Source organism: Pseudomonas sp. CFBP 8771 (assembly GCF_014841695.1).
Taxonomy (GTDB): Bacteria; Pseudomonadota; Gammaproteobacteria; order Pseudomonadales; family Pseudomonadaceae; genus Aquipseudomonas; species Aquipseudomonas baltica.
This window is the reverse complement of record NZ_JACYUJ010000002.1, coordinates 283,044-303,009: the sequence shown is the minus strand read 5'-3', so window position 1 is coordinate 303,009 and position 19,966 is coordinate 283,044. Positions and strand designations below refer to the sequence as shown.

20 protein-coding genes are annotated in these 19,966 nt (G+C 62.8%); 15 read left to right on the top strand and 5 right to left on the bottom strand.

Translation table 11 applies throughout. The features are described 5' to 3' along the window. The first annotated feature begins 22 nt into the window (after nucleotides 1-22). Entirely contained in the window at nucleotides 23-694 is a 672-nt protein-coding gene (locus IFT80_RS05930; protein WP_049860714.1) for a response regulator, read from the top strand. Further along, nucleotides 687-2,069, top strand: coding sequence for a sensor histidine kinase (locus tag IFT80_RS05925; RefSeq protein WP_192103953.1), 1,383 nt, complete (start codon nucleotides 687-689; stop codon nucleotides 2,067-2,069). The genes IFT80_RS05930 and IFT80_RS05925 overlap by 8 nt, the downstream gene beginning before the upstream one ends. Here IFT80_RS05925 and IFT80_RS05920 read toward each other — a convergent pair. Further along, nucleotides 2,066-2,878, bottom strand: coding sequence for an HDOD domain-containing protein (locus IFT80_RS05920; protein ID WP_122479370.1), 813 nt, complete (start codon nucleotides 2,876-2,878; stop codon nucleotides 2,066-2,068). The genes IFT80_RS05925 and IFT80_RS05920 overlap by 4 nt on opposite strands. A 53-nt stretch (nucleotides 2,879-2,931) precedes the next feature. Beyond that, a complete protein-coding gene (ygfZ, locus tag IFT80_RS05915) occupies nucleotides 2,932-3,873 on the bottom strand; it encodes a CAF17-like 4Fe-4S cluster assembly/insertion protein YgfZ (protein WP_192136969.1) in 942 nt (313 codons plus the stop codon). 126 nt (nucleotides 3,874-3,999) lie between these two features. On the opposite strand from ygfZ, the gene IFT80_RS05910 reads away from it, so the two are divergent. Both IFT80_RS05910 and IFT80_RS05905 read left to right on the top strand, forming a co-directional pair. Continuing rightward, nucleotides 4,000-4,254 carry an FAD assembly factor SdhE gene (locus IFT80_RS05910; RefSeq protein WP_122479368.1) on the top strand — a complete coding sequence of 85 codons (255 nt, stop codon included), beginning with the start codon at nucleotides 4,000-4,002 and terminating at the stop codon, nucleotides 4,252-4,254. Then, nucleotides 4,238-4,690 (top strand): protein YgfX, encoded by a 453-nt coding sequence (locus IFT80_RS05905; protein ID WP_192136968.1) that lies wholly within the window; start codon nucleotides 4,238-4,240, stop codon nucleotides 4,688-4,690. The genes IFT80_RS05910 and IFT80_RS05905 overlap by 17 nt, the downstream gene beginning before the upstream one ends. On the opposite strand, the gene nadB is transcribed toward IFT80_RS05905, so the two are convergent. After that, complete coding sequence (gene nadB / locus IFT80_RS05900; protein ID WP_192136967.1) at nucleotides 4,659-6,275, bottom strand: L-aspartate oxidase; 1,617 nt, start codon at nucleotides 6,273-6,275, stop codon at nucleotides 4,659-4,661. The genes IFT80_RS05905 and nadB overlap by 32 nt on opposite strands. Before the next feature lie 579 nt (nucleotides 6,276-6,854). Between nadB and rpoE the strand changes: the two genes are divergently transcribed. From rpoE to pdxJ, 11 genes are all read left to right on the top strand, one after another. Then, nucleotides 6,855-7,436: an RNA polymerase sigma factor RpoE gene (rpoE, locus tag IFT80_RS05895; protein WP_011535354.1), complete on the top strand. Its 582-nt coding sequence runs from the start codon at nucleotides 6,855-6,857 to the stop codon at nucleotides 7,434-7,436. Between the two features lie 30 nt (nucleotides 7,437-7,466). Next, nucleotides 7,467-8,060, top strand: coding sequence for a sigma-E factor negative regulatory protein (locus IFT80_RS05890; RefSeq protein ID WP_192136966.1), 594 nt, complete (start codon nucleotides 7,467-7,469; stop codon nucleotides 8,058-8,060). Nucleotides 8,061-8,068: 8 nt separating this feature from the next. Beyond that, on the top strand, nucleotides 8,069-9,019 hold the full coding sequence (locus IFT80_RS05885; RefSeq protein WP_192053688.1) for a MucB/RseB C-terminal domain-containing protein: 951 nt from the start codon (nucleotides 8,069-8,071) through the stop codon (nucleotides 9,017-9,019). A 321-nt stretch (nucleotides 9,020-9,340) separates the two neighbouring features. Then, a complete protein-coding gene (locus IFT80_RS05880) occupies nucleotides 9,341-10,726 on the top strand; it encodes a DegQ family serine endoprotease (protein ID WP_244647901.1) in 1,386 nt (461 codons plus the stop codon). 204 nt (nucleotides 10,727-10,930) lie between these two features. Next, on the top strand, nucleotides 10,931-12,727 hold the full coding sequence (gene lepA, locus IFT80_RS05875; protein ID WP_122479362.1) for a translation elongation factor 4: 1,797 nt from the start codon (nucleotides 10,931-10,933) through the stop codon (nucleotides 12,725-12,727). A 9-nt stretch (nucleotides 12,728-12,736) separates the two neighbouring features. Beyond that, nucleotides 12,737-13,591, top strand: a complete 855-nt coding sequence (lepB, locus tag IFT80_RS05870; protein ID WP_122479361.1) for a signal peptidase I — start codon at nucleotides 12,737-12,739, stop codon at nucleotides 13,589-13,591. Between the two features lie 52 nt (nucleotides 13,592-13,643). Continuing rightward, nucleotides 13,644-14,021 (top strand): DUF4845 domain-containing protein, encoded by a 378-nt coding sequence (locus tag IFT80_RS05865; protein ID WP_122479722.1) that lies wholly within the window; start codon nucleotides 13,644-13,646, stop codon nucleotides 14,019-14,021. After that, nucleotides 14,018-14,707, top strand: coding sequence for a ribonuclease III (gene rnc / locus IFT80_RS05860; protein WP_122479360.1), 690 nt, complete (start codon nucleotides 14,018-14,020; stop codon nucleotides 14,705-14,707). The genes IFT80_RS05865 and rnc overlap by 4 nt, the downstream gene beginning before the upstream one ends. Further along, on the top strand, nucleotides 14,700-15,602 hold the full coding sequence (gene era / locus IFT80_RS05855; RefSeq protein WP_122797209.1) for a GTPase Era: 903 nt from the start codon (nucleotides 14,700-14,702) through the stop codon (nucleotides 15,600-15,602). Before rnc ends, era begins: the two co-directional genes overlap by 8 nt. A 125-nt stretch (nucleotides 15,603-15,727) precedes the next feature. Beyond that, nucleotides 15,728-16,414 (top strand): DNA repair protein RecO, encoded by a 687-nt coding sequence (gene recO / locus IFT80_RS05850; RefSeq protein WP_192136965.1) that lies wholly within the window; start codon nucleotides 15,728-15,730, stop codon nucleotides 16,412-16,414. A 41-nt stretch (nucleotides 16,415-16,455) separates the two neighbouring features. After that, nucleotides 16,456-17,199, top strand: a complete 744-nt coding sequence (gene pdxJ, locus IFT80_RS05845; protein ID WP_192053694.1) for a pyridoxine 5'-phosphate synthase — start codon at nucleotides 16,456-16,458, stop codon at nucleotides 17,197-17,199. Here pdxJ and IFT80_RS05840 read toward each other — a convergent pair. Beyond that, nucleotides 17,196-18,383: a M20 aminoacylase family protein gene (locus IFT80_RS05840; RefSeq protein WP_185793971.1), complete on the bottom strand. Its 1,188-nt coding sequence runs from the start codon at nucleotides 18,381-18,383 to the stop codon at nucleotides 17,196-17,198. The two genes, pdxJ and IFT80_RS05840, sit on opposite strands and share 4 nt — an antisense overlap. A 35-nt stretch (nucleotides 18,384-18,418) precedes the next feature. Beyond that, nucleotides 18,419-19,720: an MFS transporter gene (locus IFT80_RS05835; protein WP_192136964.1), complete on the bottom strand. Its 1,302-nt coding sequence runs from the start codon at nucleotides 19,718-19,720 to the stop codon at nucleotides 18,419-18,421. Nucleotides 19,721-19,966: the final 246 nt, after the last annotated feature.

Below are 19,966 nucleotides of genomic sequence, written 5' to 3'. Positions count from 1 at the left end.
AGATTGGCCGTGAGGAATACCGATGCGTGTCCTGCTTGTAGAAGATCACCTGCAGTTGGCCGAAAGTGTCGCCCAGGCGCTGAAGGCCACCGGCTTGACCGTCGATGTGCTGCACGACGGCGTCGCGGCAGACCTGGCCCTGGCCAGCGAGGAGTACGCCGCCGCGATACTCGACGTCGGCCTGCCCAGGCTCGACGGTTTTGAAGTGCTGGCGCGCCTGCGGGCGCGGGGCAAGAATTTGCCGGTGCTGATGCTCACGGCGCGCAGCGACGTCAAGGACCGCGTCCATGGCCTGAACCTGGGCGCCGACGACTACCTGGCCAAGCCGTTCGAGCTCACCGAGCTGGAAGCCCGGGTCAAGGCCCTGCTGCGGCGCACCGTGCTTGGAGGAGAGCGGCAGCAGCGCTGCGGTCCGCTGGCCTATGACCTGGATACGCGGCGCTTCACCCTGGGCAAGGAGCTGCTGACCCTGACCTCCCGGGAGCAGGCCGTGCTCGAGGCGCTGATTGCCCGTCCGGGACGGGTGATGAGCAAGGAGCAGTTGGCGGCGCAGGTGTTCGGCCTGGACGAGGAAGCCAGCGCCGACGCCATCGAGATCTATGTGCACCGCCTGCGCAAGAAGCTCGACAAGCAACCGATCGCCATCGTCACCTTCCGCGGTCTGGGCTACCTGCTGGAAAGCCGCGATGCGTGAAGTCAGCAGCCTGCGTTGGCGGCTGCTGTGGAACCTCGCCATGCTGCTGGTCTTCCTGATGCTGGCCAGCGGTCTGAGTGCCTACTGGAATGGCCGCGAAGCGGCCGACACGGCTTATGACCGGACCCTGCTGGCCTCGGCGCGCACCATTGCCGCCGGGCTGTCCCAGCGCGACGGCACGCTCAGTGCCGACGTGCCCTACGTGGCCCTGGATACTTTCGCCTACGACAGCGCCGGGCGCATCTACTACCAGGTCAACGACATCGACCACAAGCTGATCTCCGGCTACGAAAACCTGCCGGCGCCACCCCGCGGCACTCCGCGTACTGACGACTATCCGGCCCTGGCCACGTTCTACAGCGGCCGTTATCTGGGGCAGGACGTACGCGTGGTGAGCCTGCTCAAGGCGGTCAGCGAACCGAACATGATCGGCATGGCAGAAATTCGCGTGGCCGAGACCGAAGAAGCGCGCGTGTCGATGGCCCGTAGCCTGATGGCCGACACCTTGTTGCGCCTGGGCATGCTCGGCGGCGGCGCCTTGTTGCTGGTGTGGGTCACGGTCAGCGCCGCCCTGCGCCCACTGGAGCGTTTGCGCGACGAAGTCGAAGACCGTCAGCCGGATGACCTGCGCCCCCTGCCGCTGGTCGAGGTCCAGCGCGAACTGTGGCCGCTGGTGCAGGCCCTCAACCATTTCACCGAGCGCCTGCGCGTCCAGTTCGAGCGTCAGGCGCAGTTCATTGCCGATGCTGCTCACGAGTTGCGCACGCCGCTGGCAGCGCTCAAGGCGAGGGTGGAGTTGGGCTTGCGCGCCGAACAGCCGGAAGTCTGGCGCACCACTCTGCAGCAGGCGGTGGAAGGCACCGACAAACTGACCCACCTGGCCAATCAGTTGCTGTCGCTGGCCAGGGTCGAGAACGGCGCACGGGCCATTGCCGAAGGCGGCGCCCAGCGCCTGGACCTGAGCCAATTGGCCCGAGAACTGGGCATGGCCATGGCGCCCCTGGCCCACGGCCGAGGCGTGGCGCTGGCACTGGAGGCCGACGAGCCCATCTGGCTGCGCGGCGAGCCGACGTTGCTCAACGAGCTGCTCAGCAACCTGGTGGACAACGCTCTGGCGCATACCCCGGCCGGCGGTAACGTCATTCTGCGCGTGCTGGCCCCCGGCATCCTCGAAGTCGAGGACGACGGGCCAGGCATTCCTGCGGACGAACGCGATCGCGTGTTCGAGCGCTTCTACCGGCGCAATGCGCAGAGCAGCGGAACCGGACTGGGGCTGGCCATCGTCGGGGAAATCTGCCGCGCACACATGGCGCGCATCAGCCTGCACGATGGCGCCAGGGGCGGTTTGAAGGTGCGAGTCGACTTCGCGCTCTAGTTCAGCAGCGACTGGGCCTGCAGCAGATCGCTGGCCAGCAGCACCGGGCTTTGCTTGATCTCCAGGCGCTGGTACGCCGGATGCTCGACCAGGATCGGCAGGCCCGTGTTGTGCGGCAAGCGCAACAGCGTGGCGATCATCACCAGATCGCCATAATCGGTTTCGGTGTTGTGCCGGTTCAGGTCCAGAAACTGGCCGGGCACCTGCGCAAGCATGGCCGGAAAATCCCATTTGTGCAGGATGTGGTCGCCAATCCGCGGATGGATATGCTCGACCACATGGGTGAGGCTCACCGGGTCGGCCAGCAGCTCGTTGTGCTCCTGGGCATAAGTCAGGATCGGCAACACGCCGATCTGGTGCACCAGGCCGGCGAGGGCGGCGCGGTCGGGCTTGAGGGTGGTGAAGCGTCGAGCCAGTTCGGTGCACATGCCGGCCACCTCCAGGCTGGTCCGCCAGGCCTCGCGCATGCGGCTTTGCACAGCGGGCGCGCGGGCGTGGAAGATCTGTTCGATGACCAGGCCGATGGCCAGATTGCTGCTGTAGTTGACGCCCAGCCGATTGATCGCCGTGCGCACGTCGGTGACCTCGAAGCTGGCGCGCAGCAGCGGGCTGTTGACCACCTTGAGCAGGCGCGCCGACAGCGCCGCGTCCTGAGCGATGACCTGGCTCAGGCGATTGACGCTGACGTTGTCGTCCTCGGCCGCTTCACGAATTTTCAGGGCCACTTCCGGCATGGTCGGCAACACCAGCTCGTCACGGTCGATGGCGGCCAGCAAATCCCTTTGTACTGTATCGGCCAGCTGATTCATTCGACGCCTCGGCATAGCGGGAGAGGGGTGCGCAGGCCTTGCAGCGGGCCATGCTAGCGCTGTATTTCACGGTCTCGATCAAGTGTATAGGGCAAGGTCAGAAGTGCCAGCGCAGGGCCTTCGAGACTGCCCAGATGAATGCGGCCATCCTCGACGGCGTTGTCCTGCAGTACGGCCAGGGCCTCGTAGCCCTCGGCCGTCGGTGCGGCCAGGGCAATCTCGCCGATGGCGCTGCCATGCACCGGCGAGAACAGCGCAGTACCCGGTTCCGGACGCGTCGGGCCGGCCAGCTGCACGTGGTAGAGACGTCGCTTGAGTTTGCCCAGGTACTGCATGCGCGCCACGATTTCCTGGCCGGTGTAGCAACCCTTCTTGAAGCTCACGCCGCCCACGGCCTGCAGATTCAGCATCTGTGGGATGAACAGCTCGCGAGTCGGCTCCAGCACCTGGCCGATACCGGCGCGGATCTGCCCCAGCAGCCAATCGTCGAGCGAGCCCTGGGCCAATTGTTCGGCCAGCCGCGTGGCGAGGTTCTCGGCCTGCTCGGCAGGCGCCCACAGTTCGGCCCGAGCCGGCGAGACGCGCACCGCGATCAGCGCGCCGTGACGTACCACGGCATCGGTTTCCAGGGGCAGGTCCAGGCCCAGCGCGTTCAGCGCGCCATCGCCGTGCTGCACGCCGAAGCGCACCCAGGCGTCGCTCTCGTCGGTGAGCTTGGACTTGGAGAACACTGCGTACTTCTTCAGGTCGGCCAATTGTGCTTCGAGCAGGCCGCGGGCCATGGCCAGAACACAGCCATCGCCCTGCAAAAGAATGCGAAAGCTGGACTGCATGCGGCCTTTCTGCGTGCAGCGCGCGCCGAGACTGGCCGTGTGCTCGTTCAGGTAGTTGAGGTTGCAGGTGAGCTGGCCCTGCAGGAACTTGCCGGCGTCCGAGCCGCGAACGGCGAGGACGCCCTCGTGGGTCAGGGTGCAGAACATAGCGCTATCGGACATGGGTCATCGCTGAGTTGAAAAGACTGGACGTCATCATAGAGCCCCGCGCCGGGGGAATGCTATCCCCTCCGCCCTGACACCCCACCGGCGCCTCTGTATACTGCGCGCCTATTCAAGGAGCCCCCCATGGTCGAAAACGTTGAACTCAACCGGCTTTACTGGCACAGCCGTCGCGGCATGCTGGAGCTGGACGTGTTGCTGGTGCCTTTCGTCAAGGAAGTCTATCCCCACTTGAATCAGGTGGATCGCGATGTCTACGTACGCCTGCTCGAATGTGAAGATCAGGACATGTTCGGCTGGTTCATGGAGCGTAACGAGTCCGATGACCCCGAGTTGCAGCGCATGGTTCGGATGATCCTGGATCGTGTCCAGCCCAAGTAACCGCTTCGAGTGCCACTGGCAGCCCTCGCGGCGGCTGCTGGCCTTCTACGTGCTGGCACAGGCCTCGGCGTGGCTGGCCAACCTGCTGATGGATGCGCCCTTACTCGTGCACCTGGCCGCCGCGGCGCTATGCATCGCGCACGCACTGTACGTATTGCCGCGGCAAGTGTTGCTCGGCAGCCCCCACGCCGTGACCGGCCTGCGCCGTGATCGTAGCGGCTGGTCCGTGTGGACCGCGGCCGCTGGCTGGCAAGCGGTGCAGCTGCGCCCCGACAGCATGGCGCTGCCCCATGTGGTTGTGCTGCGCTTCCGCCTGGCCGGTCAGCGACAGGTGCGCAGCGCTTGTGTCCTGCCTGACTGCCTGGATGCAGACACCCATCGACGCCTGCGCCTGCGGCTCAAGTTCAGTCGGCAAAGGTGGGCGGTTCCAGAATAGTGTCATGTGCCTCTGGCAGCAGGTCTGGATAGTCGAGTGTGTAGTGCAGGCCTCGGCTTTCCTTGCGCTGCATGGCCGACGCGATCATCAGCTCGGCCACTTGCGCCAGGTTGCGCAGTTCGATCAGGTCACGGCTGACCTTATAGTTGCTGTAGAACTCATCGATCTCGTCGAGCAGCAGGCGCACTCGGTGCTGCGCGCGCTGCAGACGTTTGGTGGTGCGCACGATGCCCACGTAGTCCCACATGAAGCGCCGCAATTCGTCCCAGTTGTGGGCGATGATCACGTCTTCGTCCGAATCGGTCACTTGGCTGGCGTCCCACTGCGGCAACGGTCCGGGCGGTGCGACTTCGGCCAGGCAGGAAACGATGTGCTCGGCGGCGGAGCGGGCGTAGACGATGCATTCGAGCAGGGAATTGCTGGCCATGCGGTTGGCGCCGTGCAGCCCGGTGCAACTGGTTTCGCCAATGGCATACAAATGGGGGACGTCGGTGCGGCCGTGCCGGTCCACCTGCACGCCGCCACAGGTGTAGTGAGCGGCTGGCACGACAGGAATGGGCTGGCGGGTGATGTCGATGCCGAACGTCAGGCAGCGCTGGTACACCGTCGGAAAATGGCTGCGGATGAAGTCTGCCGGTTTGTGGCTGATGTCCAGGTACACACACTCGGCGCCCAGGCGCTTCATTTCGTGGTCGATGGCGCGCGCCACGATATCGCGCGGGGCAAGCTCGGCACGCGAGTCGAAGCGAGGCATGAAACGCTCGCCGTTGGCCAGCTTGAGCAGGGCGCCCTCGCCACGCAGCGCTTCGGTGATGAGAAAACTCTTGGCCTGGGGGTGATACAGGCAGGTCGGGTGGAACTGGTTGAATTCCAGATTGGCGACCCGGCAGCCCGCGCGCCACGCCATGGCAATGCCATCGCCGCAGGCACCGTCGGGGTTGCTGGTGTACAGGTAGACCTTGGCGGCGCCACCGGTTGCCAGCACGGTGAAGCGCGCCGCGTGAGTGTTCACCGCGCCGCTGCGATGATCCAGCACGTAGGCGCCGAGACAGCGGTCCTCCACGCGGCCCAGGCGCCGTTCGGTAATCAGGTCGATGGCCGCGCACTGCTCCATGAGTTCGATGTTGGGCCGCAGGCGCGCCGCTGCCAACAGCGTGTCGAACATCGCGGCGCCGGTGGCATCCGCCGCATGAATGATGCGGCGCTGGCTGTGGCCGCCTTCACGGGTCAGATGAAAGGGGAAGCCGGTGTGCTCGGGATCCGATTCGTGTTCACGGGTAAACGGCACGCCCAACTCGACCAGCCACTGAATCGCCGCCCGGCTGTGCTCTACGGTGAAGCGCACGGCCTCTTCATCGCACAGGCCGGCGCCCGCTTCGAGCGTGTCCTGAACGTGAGCCTCGACGGTATCGGTATCGGCCAGTACGGCCGCCACGCCGCCCTGTGCCCAGGGCGTCGAGCCATCGCCCAGCCCACCTTTGCTGATGACCGCGATGCGCAGCGTGGCGGGCAACGCCAGCGCAAGGCTCAAGCCTGCGGCTCCGCTACCGATCACCAGAACATCGTGTTGCAGTTGCTTGCCCATTCGAAGGTCATCCGCAGGTCGAAAGTAAGATTGCGTGAAGCGCCATCCAGCGTGCCGTTCGCGCCTGTTGTGCACGTCCCGCTGGTATATCCAAGGGGGTAGCGGCACAATAGCGGCACCTTCGACGCACGGAGTCCAGGGTTTCCCGCTGGCGTGGCGCGGCATTTATAGCAGCCGCATCGACGCTTGCGCTACGCGAACAGGCGTTCGACCTGGGCTGCGCGAGCTGAATCACTTCAGTTGTAGGAACGGTTGTTGGACCGAGTAAGCCGTGCGTGTAGGCCTAGACCTTCGTTTTTGTGGGAACTTTCCAAGAAAGCCTGCAATCAATAGAAGGTTGCCTATAGGAAGGAAACAGCGTCGAACAGTGGTTGCATTGGCAATGCCAAGGTGCAGCGCTCGACGGAAAGATTATCGGCGCAGCCCGGCACGTTCGAGCTGCGCTTTCCGTGCAGGCTTGATCCAGGCCTGCGGGAAACTTGCCTGGAGGGGAGAACTTTTGCGAATAGCCCGAGTCTATGGTTGCAAGCCTGAACGATGGCCTGAGCAGCGCTCCTTCCGGACCCATGAGGAGTGTTCATGCTAACCCAGGAAGAGGATCAGCAGCTGGTCGAGCGTGTACAACGCGGTGATCGGCGAGCGTTTGATCTGTTGGTGCTGAAATACCAGCACAAGATTCTCGGGTTGATCGTGCGGTTCGTGCACGACACCCATGAAGCCCAGGACGTGGCGCAGGAAGCTTTCATCAAGGCTTACCGCGCGTTGGGCAATTTTCGCGGAGACAGCGCGTTCTACACGTGGCTGTACCGTATCGCCATCAACACGGCGAAAAACTATCTGGTGTCCCGCGGACGCAGGCCACCGGACAGTGACGTAAGTTCCGAGGACGCGGAGTTCTATGACGGCGATCATGGCCTCAAGGATCTCGAGTCACCGGAACGTTCACTGCTGCGCGATGAGATCGAGGGCACCGTCCATCGAACCATCCAGCAGCTGCCTGAAGACCTGCGCACGGCATTGACCCTGCGTGAGTTCGACGGTTTGAGTTACGAAGACATTGCCAGTGTCATGCAGTGTCCGGTGGGGACCGTGCGGTCGCGGATTTTCCGTGCCCGGGAAGCCATCGACAAAGCCCTGCAGCCGTTGTTGCAGGAATCCTGAGACAGCGGCGATAGCCAAGAGAGGAACGCCATGAGTCGTGAAGCCCTGCAGGAATCGCTGTCCGCAGTGATGGATAACGAAGCGGACGAATTGGAACTGCGTCGGGTACTGACCGCGCTGGACGATGCCGAAACCCGTGCCACATGGGCACGTTTTCAGGTCGCTCGTGCTGTCATGCACAAGGACCTTCTGGATCCGCGCCTGGACCTGTCGGCTGCAGTGTCGGCAGCCATTGCCGAAGACGTTGCGCCGGCGGCGGCTGCTCGCGGCCCATGGCGCAGCCTCGGTCGTCTGGCCGTGGCTGCTTCGGTGACCGTTGCCGTGCTGGCAGGCGTGCGCTTGTACAACCAGGACGACATCACCGGCGCCGAGCTGGCGCAGCAGCAGCCCGCGCAGCAAGCGCCGTCGACGCCGATGCTGCAAGGTCCGGCCGTTCTGGCGGGCTATACGCCTGATAGCTCCGATGCACCAGGGCCGATGGCCAACGGTGTGCTTAAAGGTGAGGAAGGTTTGAACGACCAGCGCCTGCCGGGTTATCTGCGTCAACATTCGCAGGAAGCTGCCGCCAAAGGTTCGGAAAGCGCTCTGCCCTATGCCCGTTCCGCGAGCATGGAAAACCGTTAATCCCGATCATGCGTGCGGCTCTGCTCCTGCCATTTCTCCTTGGCCTGGCCGCACCGGCCGCTGCTGCACCCGATGCAGCTCAGTGGCTTGAAAGCATGACGCGCGCCGAGCGCACGCAGAGTTTCGAAGGCACGTTCGTCTACGAACGTGACGGTGATTTCTCCACTTATCAGGTTTGGCACCGTGCTGGCGACGGCGGGGTGCGTGAGCGTGTGCTCAAATTGGATGGTATCGCGTCCGAGCGTGTCCAGGCCGGTGGCCGTACGGCCTGCGCAACGGGCAACCCAGTGCTCGGCGTGGTGCAAGGTCCTGTTGGCTCCGATGGCGTTGTCGATCCGCTCAAGTTGATGTCGTGGTACGACCTGCGCGTTGCCGGAGCTTCCAGGGTCGCCGGCCGCGAGGCGGTGGTGGTGACTCTGGTTCCCAGGGATCGCGACCGCTATGCCTTCGAGATGCATCTGGACGCACGTACCGGCCTGTTGCTCAAGTCTTTGTTGATCGACGCGCAAGGGCGACTGCTCGAACGCTTGCAGTACACGCGTCTGGCAGTGGGAACCCCTGCGTCCGCTGACTTGAAGGCGACACCAAATTGTAAGCCTGTATTGCACGCGCTCGCTGCCACTGCACCGCGCGATGTCTCCGCGTGGCGCTCCAAATGGATCCCGGCTGGCTTCGAACTGGCTCAGACAGGCCTGCGCAAATCTTCGGCCAGCAATGCCAGTGTGACCAGTCTGCTGTACGCCGATGGGCTTGCGCATTTTTCTGTATTTGTTGAACCGCTCAATGGTGCATCTGCGCGCGATACCCGCGTCCAGCTTGGCCCGACGGCGGCAGTGTCGCGACGGTTGAAGACCTCGGAAGGTGAAATGATGATCACGGTAGTGGGTGAAATCCCGTTGGGTACCGCAGAGCGAATAGCCCTGTCGATGCAACGCCAGGATGTTCAGGCTCGGCGTTGAACTGTGCGCGCCCAAAGGCGCCGTCCATGCGTCGCGACAGGCCTTCATGCTGGTTTAATCATCGCGACGTAACGTGAAAGCTGTTTCATGCAGGTTGCAAACCGCCGGTTTTTTTCTTATAGGTCTGTGCTTCGGGGGCGAACCGTTATGCAGTTGCTGGTTCGCTGCCGTGCGCCGCGCCGGAACACGGGATTGCCAGAGGGCCGAATTCCGGTTTTGCCGACCGCACAACCCTATTGCTCAACCATGCTCGTTACGAACGGGAGCCGTATGTCGATAACACGTTTCAACCCCTTTCTTTCACTGTTCGCGGCAGTGCTGATGCTGGGCAACGTTGCCAGCGTGCAGGCTGAAGCGTTGCCTGATTTCACCACGCTGGTCGAACAGGCTTCGCCCGCCGTGGTGAACATCAGTACCACGCAGAAGCTGCCGGATCGCGGTGTGGCTGCCAGCCAGATGCCAGATCTGGAAGGCCTGCCGCCGATGTTTCGCGAGTTCTTCGAGCGCAACATGCCGCGCGGTGGACCGCGTTCCCCGCAGCGCGGCGATCGTCAGCGCGAAGCGCAGTCGTTGGGTTCGGGTTTCATCGTGTCGGCCGACGGCTATGTACTCACCAACAACCACGTGATCGCCGACGCCGACGAAATCATCGTGCGCCTGTCCGATCGCAGTGAGCTGAAGGCCAAGCTGGTCGGCACCGATCCGCGCACCGACGTGGCGCTGTTGAAAATCGACGGCAAGAACCTGCCTACGGTCAAGCTGGGCGATTCGGCCAAGTTGAAAGTAGGCGAGTGGGTATTGGCCATCGGTTCGCCGTTCGGCTTCGACCATTCGGTCACCAAGGGCATCGTCAGCGCCAAGGGCCGTACACTGCCCAATGACGCCTACGTGCCGTTCATCCAGACCGACGTGGCGATCAATCCGGGCAACTCGGGTGGCCCGCTGTTCAACATGAACGGTGAAGTGGTGGGTATCAACTCGCAGATCTTCACCCGTTCCGGCGGCTTCATGGGCTTGTCATTCGCCATTCCGATCGACGTTGCCCTGGACGTTTCGGACCAGCTCAAGAAGGACGGCAAGGTCAGCCGCGGCTGGCTGGGCGTGGTCATTCAAGAGGTCAACAAGGACCTGGCCGAGTCGTTCGGCCTGGACAAGCCGGCCGGTGCACTGGTTGCCCAGGTGCTCGAAGAAGGCCCGGCAGCCAAGGGCGGCTTGCAGGTAGGTGATGTGATCCTGAGCATGAATGGCCAGCCGATCGATATGTCGGCCGACCTGCCGCACCTGGTCGGAGGGCTCAAGGCCGGTGCCAAGGCCAGCCTGGAAGTGATCCGGGAAGGCAAGCGCCGCACGATCGACGTAACCGTTGGTGCGATGCCGGATGACGATCAGGACCTGGATACAGGCGCCAAGGCCCAGACCGAGCGCAGCAGCAATCGTTTGGGTGTGTCGGTGGCAGAGCTGACCACCGAACAGAAAAAGGCACTCGAGCTCAAGGGCGGCGTGGTCATCAAGGAGGTGCAGGACGGTCCGGCTGCGCTGATCGGCCTGCAGCCCGGCGACGTCATCACGCACTTGAACAACCAGGCCATCGAGTCGTCGAAGCAGTTCGCCGATATCGCCAAGGGCCTGCCGAAGAATCGTTCGGTGTCCATGCGCGTGCTGCGTCAGGGCAGGGCGAGCTTCATCACCTTCAAGCTGGCTGAGTAAGCAGGTTGGGTGTATGAACGAAAGGCGGCCTTCGGGTCGCCTTTTTTGTGAGCGGTGGTGTGGCCTTCGCGGGCCCTGTGCCCGCGAAGACGTCCGTACAACCACCCCTCGACCCACCGCTCCCACACCCGAACGTTATTCAGGTACAATTCCCGGCTATTTTTCGTTGGGCGTTCGGCCCGCAGCCTTTTTGAGTGTTGACCCGTGAGTGATTTGAGTCATATCCGCAATTTCTCCATCATCGCCCACATCGATCACGGCAAGTCGACCCTCGCCGATCGGTTCATCCAGATGTGCGGCGGCCTGGCCGACCGCGAAATGGAGGCCCAGGTCCTGGACTCCATGGACCTGGAGCGTGAGCGCGGGATCACCATCAAGGCGCACAGCGTCACCCTGCACTACAAGGCGCAGGACGGCAAAACCTACCAGCTGAATTTCATCGATACCCCTGGGCACGTCGACTTCACCTACGAAGTCAGCCGCTCGCTGGCGGCCTGCGAAGGCGCGCTGCTGGTGGTGGATGCGGGGCAGGGCGTCGAAGCCCAGTCCGTGGCCAACTGCTACACGGCCATCGAGCAAGGCCTGGAAGTGATGCCGGTGCTGAACAAGATGGACCTGCCCCAGGCCGACCCGGACAAGGTCAAGGACGAGATCGAGAAGATCATCGGCATCGACGCCACCGACGCCGTGGCCTGCAGCGCCAAGAGCGGCATGGGCGTGATCGACGTGCTCGAGCGCCTGGTGCAGACCATTCCAGCCCCTACCGGCGATATCGAAGCACCGTTGCAGGCGTTGATCATCGACTCCTGGTTCGACAACTACCTGGGCGTTGTCTCGCTGGTGCGCGTGCGCCATGGCCGGGTGAAGAAGGGCGACAAGATTCTGGTCAAGTCCACCGGCAAGGTGCACCTGGTCGACAGCGTCGGCGTCTTCACGCCCAAGCACACCGCCACGGCCGACCTCAAGGCGGGCGAGGTGGGCTTCATCATCGGCAGCATCAAGGACATTCACGGCGCGCCGGTCGGCGACACCCTGACCTTGAGCAGCACGCCCGATGTTGCCGTGCTGCCCGGCTTCAAGCGCATTCAGCCGCAGGTCTACGCCGGGCTGTTCCCGGTCAGCTCGGAAGACTTCGAAGATTTCCGCGACGCGTTGCAGAAACTGACCCTCAACGATTCCTCGCTGCAGTACCTGCCGGAAAGCTCCGATGCCCTGGGCTTCGGTTTCCGCTGCGGGTTCCTGGGCATGCTGCACATGGAAATCATCCAGGAGCGCCTGGAGCGCGAGTACGACCTGGACCTGATCACCACGGCGCCGAGCGTGATCTTCGAAGTGGTCATGAAGACCGGTGAAACCATTTATGTGGACAACCCGTCGAAGCTTCCGGACGCCTCGTCCGTCGAGGACTTCCGCGAGCCGATCGTGTCGGCGACGATTCTTGTGCCTCAAGAGCACCTGGGCAACGTCATTACCCTGTGCATCGAGAAGCGCGGCGTGCAGCGCGACATGCAATTCCTCGGCAGCCAGGTTCAGGTTCGCTACGACCTGCCGATGAATGAAGTGGTGCTGGACTTCTTCGACCGCCTGAAATCCACCAGCCGTGGCTATGCCTCGCTGGATTACCATTTCGAGCGTTACCAGTCGGCCAACCTGGTCAAGCTGGATGTGTTGATCAACGGCGACAAGGTCGATGCCCTGGCGCTGATCGTGCACCGCGACAATGCGGCCTACAAGGGCCGTGCGTTGACCGAGAAAATGAAGGAGCTGATCCCTCGGCAGATGTTCGATGTGGCAATCCAGGCCGCCATTGGCGGACAGGTCATTGCCCGGACCACTGTCAAGGCGCTCAGAAAGAACGTACTGGCCAAGTGTTACGGTGGCGACGTGAGCCGTAAGCGCAAGCTGTTGGAGAAACAGAAGGCCGGTAAGAAACGCATGAAGCAGGTCGGCAACGTGGAAATTCCACAGGAAGCCTTCCTTGCTGTGCTCAGGTTGGAATAGTCGAGTCCTATGTCACTAAATTTCCCGCTGTTGCTGGTCATCGCCGTAGCCGTTTGTGGTCTGCTGGCCTTGCTTGATCTGGTCGTCCTGGCGCCACGACGACGGGCTGCGATCGCCACCTACGAGGGCAGCGTCAGCCAGCCCGAGCCGGCGGTGGTCGAGCGCCTGGACAAGGAACCGCTGCTGGTCGAGTACGGCAAGTCGTTCTTCCCGGTGCTGTTCATCGTGCTGGTGCTGCGCTCGTTTCTGGTCGAGCCATTCCAGATTCCTTCGGGCTCGATGATCCCGACCCTGGAAGTGGGTGATTTCATCCTCGTGAACAAGTTCTCCTACGGCATTCGCCTGCCGGTGGTGGACAAGAAGATCATCGAGGTCAACGATCCCAAGCGCGGCGACGTCATGGTGTTCCGCTACCCCAGCGACCCCAACGTCAACTACATCAAGCGCGTGATCGGCTTGCCGGGCGACCAGATTCGCTACACCTCGGACAAGCAGCTGTACGTCAACGGCGAATTGATCGCGCGGCAACTGGTTGGCAGCGAGCCGGGCAGCCTGGGCAGCGCCGAGTTGTACAAGGAAAAGCTGGGCGAAGTCGAGCACGTCATCCGCCAGGAAATGTCGCGCTATCGCGCGCCGCCCGACAGCCAGTGGACGGTGCCTGCCGGGCACTACTTCATGATGGGCGACAACCGCGACAACTCGAACGACAGCCGCTACTGGGACGATCCGTCGATTCCCAAGGAACTGCTGGGCATGGTCCCCGACCAGAATATCGTCGGCAAGGCCTTTGCCATCTGGATGAGCTGGCCCGAGCCCAAGCTCAGCCACTTGCCCAACTTCTCGCGAGTCGGGCTGATCAAGTAGCGCCGCCGGCGCCGTCCACGGACGGCGCCGAATGTTTTCAGAGGTGTCCAGCATGAACGCAGTGAAGTCCCAGCAAGGCATGTCCATCGTTGGCTGGTTGCTCACCCTGGCGGTGATCGCGTTCGTGGCCAGTACGGCTTTCAAGCTGGTGCCGCACTACATGGACTACCGGACGCTGACCCAGGCCATCGAGTCGGCGGGTGCCGACAAGTCCACCCGGGTCGATACAGTGGGTGAATTCTATGGCCACGTCAGCCGGGCCATGCAGGTCAACAATATTCAGGATCTGGATTTGAACAAGGTTTTAAGCATCACCGAGGCGGGTAACACGTTCAAGGCCCACCTCAAGTACGAAAAGCGTGAGCCACTGATCCAGAATCTGGATGTGGTGGTCAAGTTCGATCGTGAGTTCAGCGTGGTCAAGCCGTGACTGCTTCCCTGGGCCGCCTCGAACGCCAGCTGGGCTACACTTTCAAGGACCAGGACCTGATGGTGCTGGCACTGACCCATCGCAGCTTCGCCGGGCGCAACAACGAGCGCCTCGAGTTTCTCGGCGATGCTATCCTCAATTTCGTCGCTGGCGAAGCGCTTTTCGAGCGTTTTCCGCAAGCCCGCGAAGGCCAGCTTTCACGCCTGCGGGCGCGTCTGGTCAAGGGTGAAACCCTGGCCATACTGGCCCGCGGCTTCGATCTGGGCGATTACCTGCGCCTGGGCTCGGGCGAATTGAAGAGTGGTGGCTTTCGCCGCGAATCGATCCTGGCCGATGCCCTCGAAGCACTGATCGGGGCCATCTACCTGGACACCGGTATGGATGCAGCGCGTGATCGCGTGCTGGCCTGGCTGGAAGGGCAGTTCGAAGGACTGACGCTGGTCGACACCAACAAAGATCCCAAGACCCGCCTGCAGGAGTTCCTGCAGTCGCGCGGTGCTGAACTGCCGCGCTATGAAGTGGTGGATATCCAGGGCGACCCGCACTGCCGACAGTTCTTCGTCGAGTGTGAAGTCGTCCTTCTGAATGAGAAAAGCCGGGGCCAGGGCGTCAGCCGTCGCATCGCCGAACAGGTGGCCGCCGCGTCTGCCCTGATCGCCCTGGGCGTGGAGAATGGCAATGACTGATGCACCCGTTACCCGTTGTGGCTATGTAGCCATCGTCGGCCGTCCGAATGTCGGCAAGTCGACGTTGCTCAACCACATTCTGGGGCAGAAGCTGGCGATCACGTCGCGCAAGCCGCAGACCACCCGCCACAACATGCTGGGCATCAAGACCGAGGGCGAGATCCAGGCCGTCTATGTCGACACCCCGGGCATGCACAAGGGCAATGAAAAGGCCCTGAACCGCTACATGAACAAGACCGCCTCGGCAGCGTTGAAAGACGTCGACGTGGTGATCTTCGTGGTCGACCGCACCAAGTGGACGGACGAAGACCAACTGGTTCTGGAGCGGGTGCAGTACGTGCAGGGGCCGGTGATCCTGGCGATCAACAAGACCGACCGCATCGAGGACAAGGCTGAGCTGATGCCGCACCTGGCCTGGCTGCAGGAGCAGCTGCCGAACGCCGAGATCGTGCCGATTTCCGCGCAGCACGGGCATAACCTCGAAGCGCTGGAAAAAGTGATTGCCGGGCATCTGCCGGAGAACGAGCATTTCTTCCCGGAAGACCAGATCACCGACCGCAGCAGCCGGTTTCTCGCTGCCGAACTGGTGCGCGAGAAGATCATGCGCCAGCTGGGCGCCGAGCTGCCGTACCAGATCACCGTCGAGATCGAGGAATTCAAGCAGCAGGGCAAGACGCTGCACATCCATGCCTTGATCCTCGTCGAGCGTGATGGTCAGAAGAAAATCATCATTGGTGACAAGGGCGAGCGTATCAAGCGCATCGGCATGGAAGCGCGCAAGGACATGGAGGTGCTGTTCGACTCCAAGGTCATGCTCAATCTATGGGTGAAGGTGAAGGGCGGCTGGTCCGACGACGAGCGAGCGCTGCGTTCGCTGGGTTACAACGACCAGTAATTTCACATCGCGGACGACACCCTGTAGCAGCGGCGCAAGTCGCGTCACAGGGTGCAGCAGATCTTCTGTTCGTTCGCGTGGGTTCGTGACGCGGCTTGCGCCGCTGCTACAGGTTTGCGTAAGTCATGTCCAATGCCCCGACGCCACAACCTGCCTACGTCCTGCACTCGCGCGCCTATCGCGAAACCAGTGCCCTCGTTGATTTCCTCACCCCCCAGGGCCGCCTGCGCGCCGTGTTGCGTAACGCGCGCGGCAAGGCGGGCACCCTGGCGCGTCCGTTCGTACCGCTCGAGGTCGAGTTTCGCGGCAAGGGCGAACTCAAGAACGTTTCGCGTATGGAGTCCGCCGGGGTGGCGGTGTGGATGCTCGGCGACGCGCTGTTCAGCGGCCTGTACCTCAACGAGCTGATCATTCGCCTGTTGCCCAGTGAAGATCCCCACCCCCAGCTGTTCGAGCATTATGCCGCCACCCTTCAGGCACTTGGCGCAGGGCGGGCGCTGGAGCCTTTGCTGCGCTCCTTCGAGTGGCGCCTGTTGGACCAGCTCGGTTATGGCTTCGCCTTGGACGTCGACGTCAATGGTGAGCCTGTAGCGACCGACGGCTTGTACCGCTTGCTGGTGGATGCTGGCCTGGAACGGGTCGAGCTGTTGCAGCCAGGGTTGTTCCAGGGCGCCGAGTTGCTGGCCATGGCCCAGGCCAGCTGGGAAACGCCAGGTGCACTGGCGGCGGCCAAGCGCCTCATGCGCCAGGCCCTGGCGGTGCACCTGGGCGGTCGGCCGCTGGTCAGTCGCGAGCTGTTTCGCAAGCCCTGACCAACACGTATGCTGTGGCCTGGATTTTTCGGAGAGTTCTCGTGAATACCTGTAACCGCATTCTGCTGGGCGTCAACATCGACCACGTGGCGACGCTGCGCCAGGCCCGTGGCACGCGCTACCCCGATCCGGTCAAGGCCGCGCTCGACGCCGAGGAAGCCGGAGCCGATGGCATCACCGTGCATCTGCGTGAAGACCGTCGGCACATCCAGCCGCGCGACGTGCTGCTGCTCAAGGACGTGTTGCAGACGCGAATGAATTTCGAAATGGGCGTTACCGAGGCCATGCTGACCTTTGCCGAGCAGATTCGCCCGGCTCACGTCTGCCTGGTGCCTGAAACCCGCGAAGAACTGACCACCGAGGGCGGCCTGGACGTCGCCGGTCAGGAGGCCAAGATCAAGGCCGCCGTCGAGCGTCTGGGCAAGCTGGGGTGCGAGGTGTCGCTGTTCATCGATGCCGACGAGCGCCAGATCGAAGCCTCGAAGCGGGTGGGTGCGCCGGCTATCGAACTGCACACCGGCCGCTATGCCGACGCCCAGACCCCGACCGATGTCGCCGATGAGCTGCAACGAATCGTCGACGGCGTGGGTTTCGGTCTGGGCCACGGGCTGATCGTCAACGCCGGCCATGGTCTGCACTATCACAACGTCGAGCCGGTGGCCGCGATTCGCGGGGTCAACGAGCTGAACATCGGTCACGCGCTGGTGGCCCATGCGTTGTTCGTGGGCTTCAAGGCCGCGGTGGCCGAGATGAAGGCGTTGATTCAGGCGGCAAGCAAGCGCTAGTCGCCCAGTGGTTGCAGATAGTCTTCCACCAGCCTCGCCCAGCACGCGGCGCCCAAGGGAATGACCGCGTCGTTGAAGTCATAGTGGTCGTTGTGCACCGAGCAGCCATTGAACGATCCAGTGCCGTTCCCCAGGACGAAATAGCAGCCTGGGCGCTCGTTCAGCATCCAGGCGAAGTCCTCGCTGCCCATCAAGCGCACCGGCATCTGCTCCAACACATTGTCCGCACCCAACACCGCGCAGGCTGCGGCATGCATACGTGCGGTTTCTTCGGGCGCATTGACCAGCACGGGTGCCAGCAACCGGTATTCAATGGCTGCGGTGACGCCGAAGCTGGCTGCCTGCCCCTGCACGATTTCGCGGATCCGTTGCTCCACCTTTTCGCGTACGGCAGGCGTTGCGGTACGCACACCGAGCATCAAGGTGGCGCTCTCTGGAATGATGTTGTAGACGGTACCGGCGCGGACCTTGCCCACACTCACCACCGCAGCGTCGCTGGTCGAAAGGTTGCGCGAAACCACCGTTTGCAACGCAGTGATGATGCCTGCCAGGGCTGGTATAGGATCAATGGCGCGTTCCGGCATGGCGCCATGGCCACCTCGGCCTGTCAGGGTAATCTGCACTTCTTCCGAAGACGCCATGAAGGCGCCGGACTGAACCACGGCCACCCCGACCGGCAAGCCGGGCATGTTGTGGAAGGCATAGACCGCATCGCAGGGAAACCTGGCGAACAGGTCGGCTTGCAGCATCGAGCGCGCCCCCGTCAAACCTTCCTCGTCCGGCTGGAAAATCAAATTCAAGGTGCCGTCGAATCGAGCGTCTGCCGCCAGATGCTCCGCCGCCGCGAGCAAGGTTGCAGTATGCCCATCGTGGCCACAGGCATGCATGCAGCCTGGGCGCTCGCTTGCCCAGGGCAGCCCGTTGCGCTCCAGGATGGGCAATGCATCCATGTCCGCTCGGATGCCCAGCGTACGTGTGGATTGCCCACGCCTGAGTACGCCCACAACGCCTTTGCCCACGTCGGCATGGACTTCATAACCCCATGCAGCGAGCCGTTCGGCCACGATTGCCGCGGTGCGACAGGTGTCGATCCCCAGTTCGGGGTGGCGGTGAATGTCTTGGCGCAGTGTCGCAAATCGTGTTGCAGTGCTGAGCAGGTGCGGGTGAACCATGGGCTCGCTCATGGGCATCTTCCTCTGTGTTGCAGTGTATTGAACGATCAGTCGCGGCCGGGATGCTCTGGCAGCAGGCGCAGGGCACACAGACTGAGCGCCACGGTGGCCACCAGGTACAGCGCCGGGGTCAATGGGTTGCCGGTGACGTTGATCAGCCATGTCACCAGCAGCGGTGAGAATCCACCGAACAGCGTCACACTGACGCTGTAGATGATCGACATGCCGGTCACCCGCTGTTCCCGGGGGAATGCTTCGAGCAGCATGGCCATGCTCGGCGCCAGTCCGATCGCCATCGGTAGAATCAGCAGGATGATGGCCACGATGCACAGCAGAACGTTTTCGTGGCTCAAGAGCATGAATGCCGGGTAGACCGTCAGCAGCGCCAGCCCGGTAACCCCATAGAGCAACGGCTTGCGGCGAATGAAACCGTCCGCATAACGGCCGGCGATGGGCGTAATGACGACGAGCAGGGCGCTGGCCAGGCCGACCAGGGCAAACCCCAGGCTCTGCGGGCGGCCAAGTGTCTGGGTCAGGTAGGTGGGCATGTAATAGACCACCATGTACATGGTCACGGTGGTTGCCGACATCCAGGCGATGCCTAGCAACAGGGTGCGGCTTTGCGTCTTGAGCAACTGTCCCAGCGAGGGTGCAGTGGCGGTGGCCGTGTGCGTTTCATCCAGATGCTGGCGGATGAACCAGCCGACCGGGCCGATCAGCAGGCCGATCACGAAGGGCACCCGCCATCCCCACTCCAGCAACGATGCCTCGCTGAGACTGCTGGTCAGCAGCAAGCCCGTGCCCGCACCCAGCAATGCGGCAGCGCCTTGACTGGCGCCCTGCCAGCTGACCACGAAGCAACGGTTGTCGGTGCGGCCCGACTCCATCATGAACGCCGACGCGCAACCCACTTCGCCACCGACCGAAAGCCCCTGCAGCAGCCGGGCGATCACCAGCAGGACACTGGCACTGATGCCGATACTGGCGTAGGTGGGTGTGAAGGCGATGATGCCGGTACCCACCGTCATCAGGGCAATGGTCAACGACAGTGCAGCCTTGCGCCCTCGGCGGTCGGCGACTCGACCGATGAGCAACGCACCCAAGGGCCGCATGACGAAGCCGACGGCAAATGTCGCCAGAGACATGAGCAGCGAGGCCATGGGTGAGGACCCGGGAAAGAACAACTGACCGATGATGACTGCGAAAAAGCTGTACACGGTGAAGTCGTAGATCTCCAGGCCGTTGCCCAGGGAAGAAGCGATGATGACCCGGCGCATCTTGTTGGGCTGCGGTGCGGGCGGTGCATCGGCGACAGGAAGAGGTGAATCGCTGGCAAGAGTGCTTTTCATAGGTAAGGCCTGTACCCGGAATCGTGGTGCGGGCCAGTGTCGGGGATGGGTTCAGTCACTGCACATCACATTTAATCAAGGGCTTATGGCTTGGTTTCAATGGAGGCGATGACTGATACCGGATGGCGCTGCTGGCGGGGGATGAGCGACCCAAAACCATCCAGACGAGTAGCGGAAAATGGGAAGGTTGGTAACCGTGGGAGGCGTTGCCTGCTGAGCTGAAGCCGTTTCATTCACTGACCGTAG

Coding starts and splice junctions, on each gene's coding strand:
- IFT80_RS05930 (WP_049860714.1), top strand. CDS start 23: ATGCGTGTCCTGCTTGTAGAAGATCACCTGCAGTTGGCCGAAAGTGTC.
- IFT80_RS05925 (WP_192103953.1), top strand. CDS start 687: ATGCGTGAAGTCAGCAGCCTGCGTTGGCGGCTGCTGTGGAACCTCGCC.
- IFT80_RS05920 (WP_122479370.1), bottom strand. CDS start 2,878: ATGAATCAGCTGGCCGATACAGTACAAAGGGATTTGCTGGCCGCCATC.
- ygfZ (WP_192136969.1), bottom strand. CDS start 3,873: ATGTCCGATAGCGCTATGTTCTGCACCCTGACCCACGAGGGCGTCCTC.
- IFT80_RS05910 (WP_122479368.1), top strand. CDS start 4,000: ATGGTCGAAAACGTTGAACTCAACCGGCTTTACTGGCACAGCCGTCGC.
- nadB (WP_192136967.1), bottom strand. CDS start 6,275: ATGGGCAAGCAACTGCAACACGATGTTCTGGTGATCGGTAGCGGAGCC.
- rpoE (WP_011535354.1), top strand. CDS start 6,855: ATGCTAACCCAGGAAGAGGATCAGCAGCTGGTCGAGCGTGTACAACGC.
- IFT80_RS05890 (WP_192136966.1), top strand. CDS start 7,467: ATGAGTCGTGAAGCCCTGCAGGAATCGCTGTCCGCAGTGATGGATAAC.
- IFT80_RS05885 (WP_192053688.1), top strand. CDS start 8,069: ATGCGTGCGGCTCTGCTCCTGCCATTTCTCCTTGGCCTGGCCGCACCG.
- IFT80_RS05880 (WP_244647901.1), top strand. CDS start 9,341: ATGCTGGGCAACGTTGCCAGCGTGCAGGCTGAAGCGTTGCCTGATTTC.
- lepB (WP_122479361.1), top strand. CDS start 12,737: ATGTCACTAAATTTCCCGCTGTTGCTGGTCATCGCCGTAGCCGTTTGT.
- IFT80_RS05865 (WP_122479722.1), top strand. CDS start 13,644: ATGAACGCAGTGAAGTCCCAGCAAGGCATGTCCATCGTTGGCTGGTTG.
- era (WP_122797209.1), top strand. CDS start 14,700: ATGACTGATGCACCCGTTACCCGTTGTGGCTATGTAGCCATCGTCGGC.
- recO (WP_192136965.1), top strand. CDS start 15,728: ATGTCCAATGCCCCGACGCCACAACCTGCCTACGTCCTGCACTCGCGC.
- IFT80_RS05840 (WP_185793971.1), bottom strand. CDS start 18,383: ATGAGCGAGCCCATGGTTCACCCGCACCTGCTCAGCACTGCAACACGA.
- IFT80_RS05835 (WP_192136964.1), bottom strand. CDS start 19,720: ATGAAAAGCACTCTTGCCAGCGATTCACCTCTTCCTGTCGCCGATGCA.